Source organism: Candidatus Amarolinea dominans (genome assembly GCA_016719785.1).
GTDB classification, from domain to species: Bacteria; Chloroflexota; Anaerolineae; order SSC4; family Amarolineaceae; genus Amarolinea; species Amarolinea dominans.
Genome location: JADJYJ010000032.1, coordinates 1 through 17,834 on the forward strand (window position 1 = coordinate 1; position 17,834 = coordinate 17,834).

Annotated in this window: 16 protein-coding genes and 1 CRISPR repeat array; of the genes, 9 read left to right on the forward strand and 7 right to left on the reverse strand. The window is 61.1% G+C overall.

Annotated features, from left to right (window positions below):
- Positions 1 to 1,741: 1,741 nt before the first annotated feature.
- Complete coding sequence (locus IPM84_25430) at positions 1,742 to 2,152, reverse strand: site-specific integrase (GenBank protein ID MBK9096036.1); 411 nt, start codon at positions 2,150 to 2,152, stop codon at positions 1,742 to 1,744.
- A gap of 1,399 nt (positions 2,153 to 3,551) precedes the next feature.
- Here IPM84_25430 and IPM84_25435 point away from each other — a divergent pair.
- From IPM84_25435 to IPM84_25455, 5 genes are all read left to right on the forward strand, one after another.
- Positions 3,552 to 4,073, forward strand: coding sequence for a hypothetical protein (locus tag IPM84_25435; GenBank protein MBK9096037.1), 522 nt, complete (start codon positions 3,552 to 3,554; stop codon positions 4,071 to 4,073).
- A 472-nt stretch (positions 4,074 to 4,545) separates the two neighbouring features.
- A complete protein-coding gene (locus IPM84_25440) occupies positions 4,546 to 5,013 on the forward strand; it encodes a hypothetical protein (GenBank protein ID MBK9096038.1) in 468 nt (155 codons plus the stop codon).
- Positions 5,000 to 5,800, forward strand: coding sequence for an ATP-binding protein (locus tag IPM84_25445; protein MBK9096039.1), 801 nt, complete (start codon positions 5,000 to 5,002; stop codon positions 5,798 to 5,800). Before IPM84_25440 ends, IPM84_25445 begins: the two co-directional genes overlap by 14 nt.
- Positions 5,801 to 5,875: 75 nt before the next feature.
- Positions 5,876 to 6,199 (forward strand): DUF1670 domain-containing protein, encoded by a 324-nt coding sequence (locus tag IPM84_25450; GenBank protein ID MBK9096040.1) that lies wholly within the window; start codon positions 5,876 to 5,878, stop codon positions 6,197 to 6,199.
- A 130-nt stretch (positions 6,200 to 6,329) separates the two neighbouring features.
- Complete coding sequence (locus tag IPM84_25455; protein ID MBK9096041.1) at positions 6,330 to 6,491, forward strand: hypothetical protein; 162 nt, start codon at positions 6,330 to 6,332, stop codon at positions 6,489 to 6,491.
- Positions 6,492 to 6,556: 65 nt separating this feature from the next.
- Positions 6,557 to 7,188: direct repeats of the CRISPR family, unit length 37 nt; unit sequence GTCGCAAGACAACTAATCGCCTTCGGGCGATTGAAAC.
- A 642-nt stretch (positions 7,189 to 7,830) separates the two neighbouring features.
- On the opposite strand, the gene IPM84_25460 is transcribed toward IPM84_25455, so the two are convergent.
- The 3 genes from IPM84_25460 to IPM84_25470 are packed head-to-tail and all read right to left on the reverse strand — an operon-like array spanning position 7,831 to position 11,733.
- Positions 7,831 to 10,098 carry a trypsin-like peptidase domain-containing protein gene (locus IPM84_25460; GenBank protein ID MBK9096042.1) on the reverse strand — a complete coding sequence of 756 codons (2,268 nt, stop codon included), beginning with the start codon at positions 10,096 to 10,098 and terminating at the stop codon, positions 7,831 to 7,833.
- Positions 10,099 to 10,140: 42 nt separating this feature from the next.
- Positions 10,141 to 10,740, reverse strand: a complete 600-nt coding sequence (locus IPM84_25465) for a hypothetical protein (GenBank protein ID MBK9096043.1) — start codon at positions 10,738 to 10,740, stop codon at positions 10,141 to 10,143.
- A gap of 42 nt (positions 10,741 to 10,782) precedes the next feature.
- The gene (locus IPM84_25470; GenBank protein MBK9096044.1) at positions 10,783 to 11,733 is read right to left on the reverse strand and encodes a PrsW family intramembrane metalloprotease; all 951 of its coding nucleotides are present in this window, start codon (positions 11,731 to 11,733) and stop codon (positions 10,783 to 10,785) included.
- 504 nt (positions 11,734 to 12,237) lie between these two features.
- On the opposite strand from IPM84_25470, the gene IPM84_25475 reads away from it, so the two are divergent.
- Complete coding sequence (locus IPM84_25475) at positions 12,238 to 12,768, forward strand: nuclear transport factor 2 family protein (protein MBK9096045.1); 531 nt, start codon at positions 12,238 to 12,240, stop codon at positions 12,766 to 12,768.
- Positions 12,769 to 12,779: 11 nt separating this feature from the next.
- Positions 12,780 to 13,709: an SDR family NAD(P)-dependent oxidoreductase gene (locus IPM84_25480; GenBank protein ID MBK9096046.1), complete on the forward strand. Its 930-nt coding sequence runs from the start codon at positions 12,780 to 12,782 to the stop codon at positions 13,707 to 13,709.
- Here IPM84_25480 and IPM84_25485 read toward each other — a convergent pair.
- On the reverse strand, positions 13,693 to 15,309 hold the full coding sequence (locus IPM84_25485; protein MBK9096047.1) for an NAD(P)/FAD-dependent oxidoreductase: 1,617 nt from the start codon (positions 15,307 to 15,309) through the stop codon (positions 13,693 to 13,695). The genes IPM84_25480 and IPM84_25485 overlap by 17 nt on opposite strands.
- A gap of 444 nt (positions 15,310 to 15,753) precedes the next feature.
- Between IPM84_25485 and IPM84_25490 the strand changes: the two genes are divergently transcribed.
- Positions 15,754 to 16,191 carry a DUF3179 domain-containing protein gene (locus IPM84_25490; GenBank protein MBK9096048.1) on the forward strand — a complete coding sequence of 146 codons (438 nt, stop codon included), beginning with the start codon at positions 15,754 to 15,756 and terminating at the stop codon, positions 16,189 to 16,191.
- 21 nt (positions 16,192 to 16,212) lie between these two features.
- Entirely contained in the window at positions 16,213 to 16,827 is a 615-nt protein-coding gene (locus tag IPM84_25495) for a DUF3179 domain-containing protein (protein ID MBK9096049.1), read from the forward strand.
- A gap of 20 nt (positions 16,828 to 16,847) precedes the next feature.
- Here IPM84_25495 and IPM84_25500 read toward each other — a convergent pair whose 3' ends face one another.
- Together IPM84_25500 and IPM84_25505 are read right to left on the reverse strand one after the other, a co-directional pair.
- Positions 16,848 to 17,246, reverse strand: coding sequence for a nucleotidyl transferase AbiEii/AbiGii toxin family protein (locus IPM84_25500; protein ID MBK9096050.1), 399 nt, complete (start codon positions 17,244 to 17,246; stop codon positions 16,848 to 16,850).
- A complete protein-coding gene (locus IPM84_25505; protein MBK9096051.1) occupies positions 17,243 to 17,833 on the reverse strand; it encodes a type IV toxin-antitoxin system AbiEi family antitoxin domain-containing protein in 591 nt (196 codons plus the stop codon). The genes IPM84_25500 and IPM84_25505 overlap by 4 nt, the downstream gene beginning before the upstream one ends.
- Position 17,834 lies beyond the last annotated feature (1 nt).

The following is a 17,834-nucleotide window of genomic DNA, read 5'->3' on the forward strand; positions in this document are numbered from 1 at the left end:
GCCGTGGGCGAGAGCCGCTACACCTTCGGCGCGACGCCGACGCAGCGGCGCTTCACCGGACAGTGCTGGACGAGGTGGCGGCGGTTGTATTTCTACAACGCCAGATACTACGACCCTTATCTTAACCGGATTGGATCCAACCCGACAGCATTATACCCAATCCTGGCGATCCGCAAAATCTCAATCGCTACTCTTACTGCCGGAATAATCTCTACGCTTTATCGATCCATCAGGCCACGATCCGTTGGATGGCGTGGCAAGACGAATTTGAGCAGATGCTCATCGTGCGCCGACGGCCGAAGACATTTTGATTCGTCTGTTCTCGATAGCCTTCTCCTGGCGAGTGGAATTGGTCAGTCTTCTGCGACGCTGACGGTAACTACGTCCAGGGAAACCTGGAGAGCGTATTCCGAGACAACCGACCTGCTAACTGGTCATGGAATGACATGCCAAGCGCGCTGAAACCCGACGGTTGGTGCAAAGCTGACGAAGAGGGTATGTCCACCAGAGACATTGGTAGCCTGTCTGGAGGTCAGCCAATCGCTTGGAAGCGCCAAACGCTTGGCCGGCGGTCAGCAATGCAGGGAATCCCACGAGACCTGGGTTTATTTTGATCGGCAGGGGTTGCCTGCCTCGTTCATGGGCACCCCCAGATGACGATGCGAATGTGCATCATTGGGCTTGGGCGCTGACCATGGGGGCGGAGTACGGCCCCGGGCGGCAGTTTGCTCAACACGGGGGAGCGAAATCACGCAATTTCATGGCGATTGGCGCAATAGCTGGTCAGATGTCAGCATCGGAAAATCGCAGCTGCGCCTCGGTGTTCGATTCCGTGTCCGTGGGGTTGACGGACATCACACACGCATGGAACCTCTTGGTGCTGGATCGTTGGTTCTGATGGACGCTGCCAGGAGGCTTGTTATGCAACATATCAGTGTTGCCGGCAGACTGGGAGCAGTGAGTGTCGTGATCTTGTTGGTCACACTGGTAGCTGGATGCTATTCATCGCCCGTTGGAGGGAGGCGAGAAAACAGGTGCCGTAGGCACGCTGCGCGCGATGCGATCCGGATTCTGAGCGAAAAGGTCTGGGTACCATCAGCCATGCCCCAATCTCGTAGGCGGTAAAGCTGGAAACAATCACGGATCTTTCTTCTTCGGTCTCGCCAGGCGTCTGACCAAGCCGACATCGGGATTGGCAAGAGTAGGCCTTGTCAATGGCGTATTCGGTGTGGGCGATGATCTCGGTAGCTTTGAGCCATACGTCTGGCATGCCGTCTTACCGAGACTGTTTGCAGCGTGAACACTTCGAAGATTAGGTTTGTTGGTCTCGCCCCCCACGCAGGGTGGGGGGAAGTTTGCGTTAAGCGCTTTCGGAGCAGTGCAGTTGCGGCAAGAGGCCAGGGAACCTCTGGCAGAACCAGTTTTGACTCCGCCCAGCGCCAACATCGTCGGTGATGACGTTCGCCAGTTTCTGCCGTCTACGCCGGCAGCTGCCTGAATCACGGCTAGGTGCGGCACACGTGGGGAGGTACCGAAGGTGGCGGCGCCAGCGGTGTTGGGGACCTGAAGCAGACGGCGCAATTGCGCTTACCAGGGTCAGCCGTTCTGCGTCGAGGCAGGGGCCAACTTGCCAGGCCGCGCGAGCAGCGCCAGCGAGGTCTCCTCGGTGACAACGTCGTTGACATGGGGGGGTGGGTCGGCTGGGGCGCTGGAGTCTGATCGGGCGTTAATTCGACCCGTATCATGGCGGCGAAGTAGTCAGCCGCGACGGTCTGGTCGTGGACTTAGCGCGTAGACCAAAGGTGGAGTTGAGCCGACGGTGTCCCAGCAGCTTTTGGATCGAGGTGATGGGGCAGCCGGCGTTGAGCAGTTGCGCACAGGTGTGGCGCAGGCGATGGGGGTAGACTTTGATGCCAGTGCGTACGCCAGCAGCCTTGATGCGACTGCGCAGTAAGTCTTGCAGACCGGTTGGTTGCGGTAGAGAAAGACGTGGTTGGTTGGCCCCATACCGCTCCCGGCCAGATAGGCCTGGAGCGCCTGCATGGTGATATTCGGTGAGATAGACGGGCGATCCTGCTGCCCCGTCCCGGCGGACGGTGAGTTGGCGGGCAGTCAGATTGAGATCGTCGAAGGCGCAGTTCTTCGACCTCACCCAGGCGCAGCCCGCCCTGCCATGCTGAGGTGGTGAAGGCGGCGCGACCGCCAGGGCATCGCGTGCTGATGCGATAGCTTCTGGCCTGAGCGACGCGCGTTGCTCGCAGTCAGCGCAAACGACGCACCTCATCGTCGGTCAAGAAACGGGGAGGCTATCCGGTTCCTTGAGATAGCGCAGCGCAGCAACGCCTGCGGCAACGGTGATCGTTGTCTTGCAGGAAGAGCACAAAGGCGTGCAAGGCGAGGAGGTCCCCGGTTTGATGCTTTGGCGCAACCGGCAGCCGATGGGTGATCCACATAGTCCAGGATGTATTGGCGTTTGACATCCGTTAACTGGGTCACGGCATGGTGTTCGCACAGCCAGCGCCAGAGACGGAGGTGGCCGCTCCAGAAGCGTCGGATGTTGTCTCTTCCAGCCGAGCGGGGCGCCAGTTGGCTTGACGGAGGTGTTGATAACGCGTCAGTTCGGACACAAGCCACTGCAGAGACCGGCGGTATGTACGGGTCACCCTCCAAACGGGTGGGCCTTGCTTTCGAGTTGACCCCGGCTCATGACGAGCGAAGGGGGTCAAAACTTGGCCCAGGCGTTACGACACATGTCGTCCATTCGGCACCTCAGTTGTTTGGCTTGGATGTAGGCGAGCGCCTTGGCCCAGGTCGGTGTCCAGGTCGAGTTGGCTGTGTGGCTTAAGATTGAGGCCCAAGACGTGACCGGCCGTGGGGATGTAGAGGATTCTGATAACGGCAGACTAGCGCCGCCGCTGAGCAGCCACGCCTGATAGCGTTCCAGGAATGCAATGTTCTCAGCATTGGCGGGCGGCCGTGGGCTGGGGCGCGCGCACAGCATGGCGGCATACGTTGATCGTGGCCGTAGTGCAGGCCTGGTCGTAGCGTGGGGCAACTAAATGATCGGGAAATGCGTTTAGGGTTCATGGACCCGAAGGCGCCGCCCTTTGAGCCTAAATTTCGGCCCGTGCCGGTTTGCGCGCAGGCGGCATTGTAGTCGGCATTGCACCGGACGATCATTGGCAGCCATGCGCCTTGGGTGGTGGCGGGCAAGAAGCGGTTCCGGGCGGGGTCTGGCGGCACGCAGCCCGGGGCAGGGCGGGGGGGTCGTTGGCGAGGTAACGCAGGCGGTGGAGGGTGAGGGGGACACCGGCTCTGTGTACGGTAGGCGAACGAACGCAGATGGATGGCCGTAGTGGAGAGACCCTGGCCTTGGTAGCTGACGAAGATGGCGTCGCAGGTGACGTGTGTTCAACGACAACTATAATTACTCATTGACGACAATTAGAACTGCCCACTAGGAAGCAGCAGGCAGGTCAGGTAAACTTCCTCTGATCATGAAGGAGAGGGAGGATAAGATGACTTGTACCGATGCTCAAGTGAGGCTAGCAATGCGTGAACGAACGAAAGGCCGTACCCAAGAACAATCGGCCGTCAAAGCGAACATTAAAAGTCGAAAAACGGTTGCTAAGTATGAGGAGCTGGAACAACTTCCCAGTGAAGTGCAGCAACCACGGGCATATCGCACGCGAGACGACCCGTTTAGTGACTATTGGCCGAAGGTAGAGCAGATGTTAGCAGCTGCTCCAGAACTGGAAGCCAAAACGCTTTTCGAGTGGTTGTGCGAACAGCAGCCAGATAAGTATCAGGAAGGCCAGTTGCGAACCCTACAACGGCGGATAGCCGAGTGGCGGGCGATACACCTGGCCCAGATCGCTGTTTTGGCGCAGGTCCACCGACCAGGCGAAATTCTGCAGACGGATGGCACCTGGCTAACGGAGTTAGGGGCGACAATTGCCGGTGAGTCCTTCAAGCATGTGCTGATTCACAGCGTGTTACCCTACTCCAACTGGGAATGGGGGTGGTGGCACAATCGGAATCACTATTGGCGTACCAGCGCGCCTTGCAGGTGACCCTGTTCAACTTGGGCGCGGTGCCGGTGTACCATCAGACCGACAATTCGTCGGCGGTTACCCACTCACTGAGCGCCAGCGATGAGTTGGGCCGGAGTATAATCTGGCTTACCTGGCTCTCTTGAAGCATTATGGGATGCAGCCGCGGACCATCCATGTCGGCAGCCCCGAAGAGAACGGTGACATCGAAGCGGCCAACGGTGCGCTCAAGCAGGCGTTGCGCCAGCATCTGCTACTGCGCAGCAGCCGGATTTTGCCTCCGTGACAGATTATGAGCACTTCATCGCTCAGGTGATGACCCGGCGCAACGAACGTCGGCGGGAGCGCCTGGCCGAGGAATTAGCGGTGATGAAGCCACTGACGGTACCTCCGCTGGAATCGTATCAAGAATGCCGGGTGAGAGTCGGCCGGGGTAGCATGATCCGGGTGCAGCACAATGCCTACTCCGTACCGACCAGCCTGATTGGGCCAAATGGTCATCGTTCACATCCATGAGTGGCACCTGGAAGTCTACTTCCGGCGAAACCTGATGGCAAAGATGCCCCGCCTTGTGGGCCAAAATCAGTATCAACTGAACTATCGGCACTTAGTGGATAGCCTGCTACGCAAACCCGGCGGCTTTCGGGATTACCGTTACCGGGAAGCCTTGTTTCCGACCGTTGTTTTCCGGCAAGCCTGGGAAATCTTGAACCAGTGGCACTCACCGCGCAAAGCCGACCTGATCTACCTACGCATCGTGCATTGGGCGGCGCACACCCTGGAAAGTGACGTGGAAGCCGCACTGAAACGTTTGCTGGAGAGTCCAGAAACCTGGGATGACACCGACGTTGAACGCTTGATCAAGTCTCCATCACCAGCGATACCCCAGTTGGCGACATCATCAGTCAATCTGGCCCAGTACGATGCCCTACTCAGGGAGGTGAACGATGACAGTGCTTGAACCAATTGCGCAACACTGCAAACGCCTGCGGCTGCCCAGCATCGCCGAGGCCGTACCGGAAGCCCTGAGCCTGGCCCAGCAGCAGGACTGGTCTCTCGAGAGTTTCCTGCTCTATCTGTTAGAGCAGGAAACAGCCGGTCGCCAGCAGCGTCGGGTTGAGCGCTTGCTACGTGAGGCTCACCTACCACCCGACAAAACCCTGGCCCGGTTTGAGCAGTCCCGGCTGCCTTTACGCTTGCGCCGCCAATTAGCTGGCCTGATCGAGGGCGGTTTCATCAAGGAGGCAGAAAACATATTGATTTTTGGGCCAACCCGGGACTGGGAAAACACATTTGGCCGCGCGTTGGCTTACGAATGGATTCACCACGATTACAGCGTCTGGTTCACTCCGACCTATAAACTGGTCGACGGCTTACTGCGAGCCAAACGGGACTATGCACTGGAACCGGAACTGAAACGGCTCGATCGCTTTCAGGTGGTCATCCTCGATGACATCGGCTATGTTCAGCAGAGCCGGGAAGAAATGGAAGTGTTATTCACTTTTCTGGCTGAGCGTTATGAGCGCCGCAGCGTAGTGATCACCTCCAATCTCGTGTTTTCACAGTGGGATCAAATCTTCAAAGATCCCTTGACCACGGCCGCGGCGATCGACCGCGTGGTTCATCACAGTCGGATCATCGAGTTCGGGTCCGAAATGACCAGTATGCGAGCGGAAGCAGCCGCCCGCCGCCAATCACAGGAAATGGGTCAGGCTCAGCCTGGCCAGGTTGAGGCAATTCGAAACTAACCATTCAAAATGGGTAATTCTAATTGTCGCTGATGTGTAAATCTAATTGTCGCTTGACAGTTACACAGCGGGGATTTGATCTGGACATGCACCGGAGACGAGGGACACAAGGCGCAGCCAGGGAAGGCGACCGAGGAGTACAAGACGGTGACAGTGGTGTTACCGCTGCTGGCGCCGGAAGAGTGGCAGGAGCGCGTGGAGCGGTGTGGTCGGGAACAGGCCGGAGCGCGTTTACAGGCACGTCATCGGCGACAGGTTGCGCGACTGGTACGGACGGCGGCCGAGCAGGGAGGGCTATTGACCGTGGCTGAGTTGAGCGTGATTCTGGGGATCGGGATGGATCGGGTGCGCAAGGCAGTAGCAACGGAGCAAGCGGAGACGGGAAGCCGTTGCCGCTGAAGGGCTACAAGATGGATCAGGGCAGTCGGCCGACGCACAAGGGAGAGATCATTCGGCTGCACGAGCAGGGTTTGGAGGCGCCGGACGTTCGCGGGAGAGCGGGCACTCACTCAAGAGCGTTGAGCGCTATTTGAAAGACTATGAGCGGGTCTGTTTGCTGCTCAAACAGGGTTTGGCGGTGGCTACGATCAGTGTTATGATTGGTCGTGGGCAGAGTGTGGTGCGAGAGTACGTGGCGCAGGCGCAAACGTATCATCCAGAATTGTTTACTACGACGACCGAGGGTAGTTAGGGTATACTGACATATGTCACAAACGTAACTCTGGCTATCGCGCGCCTGAAGTCGGGAGAATCCTGGTCGCAAGACAACTAATCGCCTTCGGGCGATTGAAACGGCGGGTAGTACCCCTGAGGGACCTGTTGCTGCGGCTGCGTCGCAAGACAACTAATCGCCTTCGGGCGATTGAAACATCCGCCCAAGACGCTGTTGACGATGGACTCGCGCTCGTCGCAAGACAACTAATCGCCTTCGGGCGATTGAAACGAGCGGTCGAAATCGCCGGAGCGGCATCACGTTTCAGCGTCGCAAGACAACTAATCGCCTTCGGGCGATTGAAACGTGCGCACTTATTCTGCATGTCGTGACTTTGCGGGCGAGTCGCAAGACAACTAATCGCCTTCGGGCGATTGAAACCCTGCTTGGACATCCATAACATCGGAGCAGGTCGTTGTCGCAAGACAACTAATCGCCTTCGGGCGATTGAAACTCAGAGCTATCTTATGAATCACGGTCAGCTCATGTCTGTCGCAAGACAACTAATCGCCTTCGGGCGATTGAAACACAGATCGGAGTCGGCGAACTGGATGGGCTCTCCGGGGTCGCAAGACAACTAATCGCCTTCGGGCGATTGAAACGCTCTCCGGGGGGCGGGGGCGGTGCGGATGTCGCGGAGTCGCAAGACAACTAATCGCCTTCTGCTTTGTAAAGACTTGTCAAATTTGGATGGGTGGGATGCGCGTGGGAGCGACCGTGCGTGGGTGAGACGACGGATGGTGGGCTGGGGGATGAGTTACCAGTCGAGGGGATTCAGGCGCCGGAAAGGCGGATACGGGGTGGCAAGCGGACCTCTCGCTCTCTATGATGCCCAATCACACTGGATATGCGACGTCAAGCGTCAAGATTTCTAAGCGAGCCACAACCACAGAGAACGCCGGTAAAGGAACGAGGCTTGGCCGTCAAGCAAAAGAACGCGACCATAAAGGTCAGGGAAGATTGGCGACGCAGCCGCCACCGGCCACCGGCATCCGCGATTCGACAAGGCGCCTGAGGTATGCCAGACTGGCGCTGTGGGCGAGGCGCACGTAAAGGCTGGGAGAGGCAGACAAACGCTGCCCTCACCGGCGACAATGACAGTGTTCCCCGCGGCGTTTGCCAGGCGGCGGGTCGCGCGAGCGGCAGCTGCGGGCGCGGGTTGAGCGCCGGCCGCGAGGTCGGATAGATGTCGCACCAAACATAACTTGCCTGCCCACGAGGACAAGGTCGGTCGCAGGCTGTGGTCTGTGGGCCGGCCTTGTTGTATTGGTGGGGGTCATGGGTTTAGGCAGCAGTTCCAATTGTCAGGTGATTCGCGTCAGCGTTTTTGCATCTGAATCTGCAGCTCCACCTGGTCTGGCGTCTTCTGATTGACGCAGGCGTCATCCTCATTGTGCGTCCAGTAGCCCTCGGCGGCAATCACGACGCTGTAGCACTGACCGCGCAACAGGGGCAACGGCAGTTGTAAGACACCCTGGCGGTCGCTCTTGGTCATCGAGTAGACCTCGTCGTCGGTCCACTTGAACGCGCTGACCTTGATCCCCGGCTTGAGCACGATGAAGAACGCCCCGGCGATGGGCCGCCCTGTGTCCGCGTCGCTGATGACCCCCTGCACCTGCACGCCGGCGGCGGGACTGGCGGGCGCCGGCGCGGGTGTGGGCGCCGGTGCAGCGCCACCGATCGTCACCGAACCTCGCTGCGCCACCTGACCTTCCACCACCAGCTCTAACGTGTACTCGCCGTTGGGCATTTCGTTACCGCTGGCGCTGAACACGTTCGACCAGGTTCCCGACTCGCCCGCCCAGGGCAGCCACTCGTCGCCCCACACATAGGCATTATCCATGAGCTTGACGCCGTTCAGATACAGGCGGTTGGCGCACTTCAAGCCGTTCTGCATGCCGGCGAAGTCCGAAAAGGCGTAGAAAGCGGTGATGCCGGCCGGAAAGCTGGTCTCCGTGTCGAGCGGCTTGCCCGTCTTGTTATCCACGTTGCGCGAAAAGACAAACGGCTGGAAGACAGGCCCGCCGCCCTGCTTCCCGGCGACGGTCAAATCGGCGCGGGCTGCCGGCTGATCGCCGATCGTCAGCTCCAACCGCCAGTTGCCCGCCGCCATGCCGGTGTCGTTGGTCAGCACCATGCGCATCAGACCGTCGGGCGGCCCATCCCAGGTCAGCGTGGCGCTATCTGCCGCCTTGCCTTCGAAAAACCAGGTGTAACCCCACTGGGCGCCAACGGTCATGTTCTGATGCTCGAAGAACCAGTAAAGGCGCTTGGTCCCCTCCGGGAAGAGACGGCTCGACTCGGACGGTTCGCCCGCACTCGTGTAGTCTTGACTGAATACAATGTTGGCAAACGTGGCTGCGCGCGGCGTTTCGACGCCAACCTGAATCTGGGTTTCGGCCACCTGACGGCCCTCGACCAGGAAGCGCATGCGATACAGGCCGTCGGCGAAGGGGGTGTCGCTCCAACCGACCCACCAGTTGCCCGTCGCCCCGCCGACCCAGCCGTCGGCCGACATTCCCAGATCTGGTTCGTCCTTGCCATCTTTGGAGACCTGCATCTCCCAACGCATCCCATCGGCCATATTCTCGTAGTCGAAGAAGATGTACATCTGACGGCTGCCGGAGGGCAGGCTGCTGATCAGCGTCGTTGGCTGCTGCGACTCGCTCACGCCGGACGCAAACTGCAGGTTGAAGAAGCGCGGCTGACTCGCCGGCGCAGGCGCGGTCTCGCCGGCGCCTGGATTGCTCTGGCCCGGCGAAGCCACCCCTTGCCGCGCCGCTTCGATCAGCGGCCTGGCCAGGTTGACCGGGCGCAATCCGTTCAGAAAGCCGCCGATCGGTACGCAGGAATCCTTGTCGTCAAGCTTGCCATCGTGATTGGTGTCGTTCACCGGGCGACAATCAACCACATCCGTGTCCTCGCCGGCGGCCGCGATCGTCGGCACGCCCACCAGCAGACCATCGGCGTCCACCGCTGTCCCGCCGCTGTTGCCGCCGGCAATCGTGGTGTCGGTCTTGATCCAGGCCCGGCCCTCGATGCTGGCGTCCAGCGTGAAGCCGCTGACAACGCCGCGCGTAAAGGTCACGGTGTCGCCGCCGATGCCCGGATAGCCAAAGATGTTCAGCTCGTCGCCCACATCCAGATTGTCAGAGTCGCCCAGGGCAACGAAAGGCAGATTCAACTGGCTGGACTGGATGGGGCGCAGGTTGAGATCGTGTGAGATGCGCAGCACGGACAGATCGAGCCGGGCGTCATCAGCGACGATTTCCGCCAGATAGAGCACCTGCGGCGGCCGATCCGAGCGCGTCGTCAGGGCGATGCCCAAACGGTTGAATTCGCTGAACCTCGGCACAGCGACATGGTGGTTGGTCAGCACCAGCCCATCGGCCGAGATGAGCGTGCCAGACCCGACGCCGCCGCCGCGCAGATTGCCGTTTTCTTCGGTGATCCACCAGACCTGGACCACGGCGGACATGATCTTCAGGCGTCCTGGCCTGTCCAGGGCCAGCGCCGCGGGCGCCAGGCTGGTCAGCAGCAGCGCCACGATCAGTGGAATGCTCAACAGACGGAAGATGCGATTCATCTCGATTGTTCCTTTCAGCGAACATCTGCGGCAGAGAACGGCTCAGCGCAGCGCCGCAGACTGTACGAAGCGGCGAAAATTTGGCGCGGCCGCCGCGAAGGCATCGCCTTCGGCGGCCAGCAGGCTGAAAATGTAGGCCTGGTCGCCGCGCGCAACGGCGATATCCAGGCCGTGTACGACAACCGGCGCGGTTTGGGCAAAGGGATCACTGGGCGCAGAGATGTAGACGTAGTTGGCTTCCATCGTTGGTTGACCGGACACCGGCGCGCCCTCGCTGATCTCGAACAGCCGATAGGCCGTCTCCTGACGTCCGCGGTCGAGCGCCATGTTGTTGAGCGCCAGGGCAAGGGTCGGCGTGATTGGGCCGCCCGCCGCAATCGGCATCGTGCGCGCCTGGTAGGTTGTCTTGAAAGTGCCTGATTCGGGGTTGATGGCCTGGAAGGCCAGATCGGCGCTTGACTGGAGCAGCCAGCCTTGCGGATATGCCACGGTCAGGCCAGCCTCGGCATTGCTGAATTGACTGCGCTGGCCCTGCGCCAGGTTCACGACGACTGCGCCCAGCAGCAGGGCGGCGATCAGTGCGCCGATGACCGCGCCATCGGCCCAGCGGTCAGACCGGCTGCGTGTAATTGATTGTAACATCGGTCGTTCGTCCTTTCTGAAATGCGTTCGCACGTGGGATCGTCACGGGGCGTCGGCGCCGGCCAGGGTCTGCCGGTTGGCGCGGCGCATGAGGCCAATCACCGCATAGAGGGTCACGCCCGCCACGACGGCCGCCAGCGCCAGACCGTACCAGGGAGTGATCGTCTGACCGGCCAGCGCCGAGCCGCTGCGCGTCAAGCCGCCGCGGGCCACGCTGAACAGGCCATTGAGCACGGCGGCCAGCGTCAAACCGGCGGGCAGCCACCAGACCGGTTCCTCTTCGAACTTGGCGCGGCCCAGAAAATAGCCGCTGACGCCGCCAAAACTGGCATGGGCCAGCGCGTTGACGACAATCGTAATGACGCCCAGGGCCAGATTGACCCCGCCGCTCTCCACCACGTAGTGGATGTTGAGCAGGGTGGCAAAGCCCAAACCGGCGGCGGTCCCGTAGAGGATGCCGTCCAAACGTTCGTCGAATTCGGGCGAGAGGTAGACGGAATAGCGCACGGCCGCGTACTTGAGGAATTCCTGTACGAAGCCGACGATCAGGATCGAAGCGAGCAGATCGAACCAGAGACCCCGGCCCAACGCATCCTGGACACGGAACAGATTGCGCACGATGGGGATGCCGACGGAGCTGGCCAGCAGCCCGCCGAACACGAACACAGCCAACACATGGCCCTTCGGCTCTGGCTCCAGCCGATCCTGGGCATAGAAGAAGACCAACCACAGCGCCGCCGGGATCAGGGCCAGCACGACGCCTACCGCCGTCAGCCAGGCGCCGCTCAGCGCCGGCTTGATCGCTCCGGCCAGCAGAGCCGCGGCCACGGCAAAGACCAACAGCGCGCTGACGCTGGCCAAGCCCGCACGCCACACGCTGCCGCGGCTGCGGCTGAGCGCGGCCCAATGCTCCTGGCAGTAGGCCCGGTTGCCCAGATGGGGCGCATTGCCCTCCAGCGGCCGCTGACACACACAACACTCCAGGGTTCTCATGTCCAATTTCTCCTTGTCTGGGATGCGACGGGGGCGCCATGTCTCGTAGTGTACACAGGGATCGTTTAGAGTTCGTAAATTAGCGGGCTGCATGCCGCACATGCGCCGCCAGATTGCGAAGTTCCGGCGAACCCAAACGCAATTGCGCGTTGACGCAAGCCCATGAATAAAGGAACGAGGCTTGGCCGTCAAGCAAAAGAACGCGACCATAAAGGTCAGGGAAGATTGGCGACGCAGCCGCCACCGGCCACCGGCATCCGCGATTCGACAAGGCGCCTGAGGCCGCGAGGTCGGATAGGTGTCGCACCAAACATAACTTGCCTGCCCACGAGGACAAGGTCGGTCGCAGGCTGTGGTCTGTGGGCCGGCCTTGTTGTATTGGTGGGGGTCATGGCGTCACCTGAACTGTAGACAGAACCGCGTTCGCCGGGTATAATGTGCGACTGGCCGGGGCAGACCGGTCCCCCCCTGAACCTCGTAGAAACATTTGGAGATGAAGTGCATATGGAAGAGCGGAAAGAACTGCAAGAACTGGAAGAACTGGAACCAAAGAGGGCGAACCTCAGTCTCGCGCTGCTTGGGAACAATGAAATCGGCCTGCTGAGGACACTGGACACCGGTGTCGTCAGGGAGTTGTGGGGCCGAACCTATAACGCCGACGGGAAACCGGACTGGTCCCATCTCTATCCGTACTATCACCCGGACATCGTTTTCCAGGATTCCATCCAGCGCATCGAAGGGATCGAGGAATTCGTCGGTCTCTGCGAACGCCTGACGCAGCGCTGTCAGAGCCTGCACATGCAGATCCTCTCCATCGCCCAGAACTCCAACATCATCCTGATGGACTGGATCATGACGATGGCTTTCACGAAGTATCCACCCAATCCCGTCTACGGCAGCACCAAGCTCACTCTGCACGAGGACGGCCGCATCATCGCACAACGCGACTATTTCGACCTGTGGGGCGCTATCCTTGACGGAATCCCGCCGCTCAAGACGCCCTATCGCCGCTTCATGCGCAGAGTCTTTGGTTGAAGGGAGAAGCCATGCCCGCCTTCAAGTTGCCGGATGAACTTGCGTTCATCACGAACCGCCGGGCCAGCCAGGGGACCACCACCGCTTCCCTGGCCGGGAAACTCTGCGTCGTCTCCGGCTCAACCTCAGGCGTAGGGCTGGCGGCCGTCAGACGCCTTGCCCGCGCCGGCGCCCACATCGTCATGCTCTGTCGGAACCCCGATAAGGCGAAGGCTGTGCAGAGGGAGCTGCTGGCACGCAGCAACGCGCCGGTCGCAATCGTCCTCGCAGATTTCAGCGATCTCGCCAGCGTCCGCGCCGCGGCCGCGGTTCTCCTGCGAGACTATCCCCGGATTGACGTGCTGATCAACTCAGCCGGGCTGTTTTCGACGAGCCGGACCCTCACCGGGGGTGGTTTCGAGACGGTGTTCTGTGTGAATCACCTCGCGCCATTTCTCCTGACGCACCTTCTGCTCGAACGACTGCAGCAGAGCGCGCCTGCCCGCATCATCCAGGTGAACTCCGAAGGTCACAGGTTCGGCGGGCTGGATCTGGCTGATCTGAACTGGGCGCACAGGCGCTACAACGGCTATCGGGGTTACGGCGCGTCCAAAGTCGCGCAACTGCTGGCCACGTGGGAATTCGCCGACCGCCTGCAAGGCACGGGCGTCACCATCAATGCCATGCATCCGGGGGACGTGAGGACGAACATCGGCAACAACAACGGGCCGTTGTACCGATGGTTTCTGCATCACATCATCTGGGGCACGCTCAAGGACTCCGCCATTTCCGGCGCAGCGCTGCACTACCTCGCGGCCGCGCCCGAACTGGCGGACGTCAGCGGCCGCTTCTTTCACCTGACCATCGAAGAGAAACCGGCCGCGCCGGCCCTGGATCGGGAGATGGGCCGGCGGGTCTGGGAGGCGAGCCTGCGCTTGACCGGCCTTACGCCAGGGCCTTGAGGACCCTGTCCGCGGCCAACTTGCCGGTCAAAATCGAGATGGGCAGCCCGGCTGGGCTGTAGGTCCATTGTCCTGCCTGGTAAACGTCCGGGATCGGCGTCAGCACCGAACTGGCCACCCCCGGCAGACTGCGCACAGCCGGCATGACATCATTGGTAAATGCCCACCCCGTGATGGCGCCGTCCGAGTTGCCTGAGATCCGTTCCATCGTGAGCGGCGTGGACGTGAAGCTGTCCATGACGGCGGCCCTCAGCCCTGGATAAATGCTGGCGTCCAACACCCGGATCATGTGATCAGCCACGAGCTGTTTGAACTCGTCATACCAGCCCAGCGCCGCGATGTGCTTCGTTAGCGAGTATTCGAAGAGCGAGCTGACGATGAGTCCGGTCTTGCCCGCGGGGGCCAGCGTGTGATCCCGCAGAACGGGGCAGGAAATCTCGTAAGTGGTGTGTTCCAGGTAGCGTCTGAGCCAATCCTCGATGCGCGGCCGGTCGGCGATCAGCCCGGCGGCGCTCTCTGGGCCAGCCATGCGCAGTTCGTCCAGCCTGACCTGGGAAAGACCGGCCGTTGACGGCGTGTGGAAGAAGTGCGGGCTGGCGATGCGCCCGAAGGCGCTGCTCTCCATGTCCACCGTGAGATACACGGTCAGAACCGAATCGCCGCCGACTTTCCCCACCAGGCTTTCCTTTCTGGCCCGGATGCGTTCGCCAGCCTGCCTGTCCGGTATGGATGCCGGGTTGACGATCCGGTAGAGCGCCTTCTGATCCGCGGCCCAAACCAGCTTCTTGTACTGGTAGACATTGCCCCGGTCATCCACCGCCTGGCGTCGTCCGGGGTCAAGACTCGTGATCAGGGTCTCGCGCCGGATTTCGCCGCCGTGGTCCAGCACGAAGCGCTCGAGGGCTTGGGGCAGCGTGCCGGTTCCGCCCCTGGGATAGCGGTAATCCAGGTAGAGGCTGAAATAGCTCAGGGCGAAATGTGTCGGCGTCTTCTGAAAGAAATGCTGGGCAATCATGTCAATCAACGCCTGGTTGGCCGAAAACCTGGCGAGATACGCCTCCACCGGCTCGCGGAGGCGGGCAATCTTCGGCGCGGTCAGCGCATATTTGAGCATCCACGGCAGGATCGTCCTGAACACGTAGCCCGGGTTGCGCTTCAAGTCCATGAACAACGGGTTGTCAATGCCATAGAGCACATCCATGTAGCCCATGATTTTCACAATTTCCCGCATGATGGCCGCGATGTCGTCCTTGTTGGCGGGAAAGTGCTTTTCCAGCAGCGCCTGGTACGCCGTCAGGCTGGCCTTCGACTCGATCCAGACCACATCCTCGCCGATGCCGATCGAGACGGGGCTGGGCAGGAAATCCACCTGCAAGCCCAACTGCCTCAGCATGGGCGCTACGATCCCCGAATTCTCGATCGCCCGGATCCCGCCATCGAAGACGAAGCCCTTGTACTCAAATGAATTGACCAACCCTCCGGTGTTCTTCTCTTTGTCACACAGCAGCACCTTCAGGCCTGCCCGCGCGGTGTAGGCCGCGGCCGTCAGGCCGGCCATTCCCGCTCCCACCACGATCACATCATAGGCGCTTGATTCCATACGTGTACCTACCAATCTATAATAGTCATTATTGTAACATACAGCTCGCTTCGTGTATAATAGCCGACACCCTGGCACTCGCATGCAAGATTCCATCCTGAACTATGCTGCGCTTCTTCTTCTTTGGGCAGTTGCGCCTGTTCGTCAACGGCGCACCGCATCCGTTTCGCGGCCTTCCGAAGACCTTGCCGCTTTGGGCCTATGTGCTCCTGCACCGAAGACAGGCGCTCAAGCGTGAGCGTCTCGCGCTCGGCCTTCATCTGCCGGACATTAGCCTGACGCCGAACGGGTGGCGCCTGATCGTGCAGAAATGCCTGCCTGGTAGTACAATCGAACATCGCACCCCCGGCTGTTCATCTGCAACGGAGTTATCTATGAGCCATGGCACACCCCTGCTGATGAAAATGGCTCATGGACAGCAGCGCATTTTCAGAGGAGAACCGGATGTCAACTGCACTTTCGCTCAGCGCGCTTCTGCTCAGCGTGGCCGCAATCTTCGCCTATCAGTGGGTGACGTTCGCCCCCTGGGCCGGCCTGGGCCTGCTCTATCGCATCAAACGGGTGCAACTCCTGGTTGCTGCTGTCGCCTGGACCTGCGCGCTGACCGCCTACGCCCTCCACCCCAGCAGCGGACAGGGGGTCGTCCTGCTGCTCACAGCGGCGCTGACGCCCCTCTCCGGCTTCAACAACGCCGCGCGCATCCTGGTGGCGCTCGACCGGCCGCGCCATGCCGCGGCCGCTGAAGCCGGCCTGGCAGATCGAGCGGCTGTCCTGGGCGCGGTGATCGCCGGCCGCCCCGTGGCCTGGAGCCTGGAGACGCTGGCGCCGCATCACCTGGTCAATGACCAGGTCGCCGGCGCGCCTGTGCTGGCCGCCTGGTGAGCGGCCTGTCGCAGCGGCATCGTGTATGCCGCCAACATCGCCGGCCAGCCGCTGACCTTCGAGACGGCCGCGGTCTGGCGTCGCAACATGATCATGCGCGACCGTGAGACCGGCGCCCTGTGGCAGCATGCCACGGGCGAGGCCCTGATCGGCCCCCTGGCCGGCGCAAAACTGGAATGGCTGGGCGGAGAGCAAATGACCTGGGCCGCCTGGCGCACCGAACATCCTGACACGGTAGTGGCGCTTGAGCCGGCGGAGTGGAGCGGGCGTGCGCCGCGTGCCCTGGTGATGCGCGTGTTAGAATTTGCCACCGCCCATGCCGCCGCGCTGCCGGGCCTCAGCGCGAACGACCGACGCCTGCCCATGCACGCGCCGGTGATTGGCGTCAGCCTGGCCGGCGAGGCGCGCGCTTATCCCCTGGCAACCTTGCGCCAGGCCGGCGTCATCAACGACAGCCTGGGCGGCGTCAACCTGCGCCTGACCTACGATCCGACCGGAGATCGTGTGCAAGCCTGGCGCCTGGCCGCGGCGCAGTCAGAAGAAGAAACAGCCGGCGCCCCAGAGCCGCTGCCGGTGCAGCGCACCTGGTGGAAAGGGTGGTTCGAGTTTCACCCGGCCACAGGAGTCTACCAATGATCCGGCCCCTTGTACGGAGCCTACCTGATCACTGACAGGCGAGCATTGACGAAGAATCGCCACCCTCCGTCAGCCGGACCGGGCAGAGGGGTGGGATCACGCTGCACCATAAAGCTGAACCAATCGCCCAAATCGAGATTTGCTGCTCGTAACAGGGTTGGGCCAATCTCCGGACGCGGTAGGCGCAGCAGTACGTCAACGTCTTTGGTAGTGCGAGCGCGCTGCCCCAGTCGTAGTTGCAGGGCGAGGCCACCCTTCAGTAGCCAGCCGTCTGGCTGCACAGCTAACAGGCGGGCCAGGAAGCGGTCAAAAGCAATTAGCTTGCGCAGGCGCACCAATGATAGCGATCCTTCGGTGCTTTGCTTGAGAAGGCGCGCTTCGAGCGCACGGCGAAAAGCATAATCGGTTTGGTAATTCATGGTTGAGCGTCCTCCGTTAGCGCACGCTGCAGCATTCGAACCAGGCGTTTACTTCGCGGCCTCGCCTCAGCCAGCAGTTCGGCCGGAGTAGTCAGACCAGCGCGTATCGCCTCGCGCGCCGCCTGTATCACAAACTCATCAGAAAGCCCGGCCACGGCAACATCTGCGATGGTGCGCGGTATGGTCGTCACGGGCAGCCCCTCATAGTGGGTAATGTCGTCCGGGCCGATTTGATTGGTGTGAAGGCGAAGGCCACGATGCCGTCGCGAGGTAGTTGGCGGGACCGTCAGGTGAATCGCCTCCGGCAGCACATCTGAGAGTTCGTATAGAAGCAAGGCACTCTCGTGAGAGATGACCGAGCGGGAGCCGACCGTCAACCAGGCAATCACGAGATCTTCGTGGCGCGAGTGCGGGAACTGCGTAAGTCGGTAGACGCCAGGACGGATGCGCTGCACGCGACTAACGTTGGCGAAGTACGCCAGCCGGCGGCGGTCCACACCCGCTGCTTCGGCCTGCGCCGTCGTGAAGTAACCGGCCTGCTCTTCGCCGATCTCATAGAGCCTGGTGAAATGATTGATCGTCTTCATA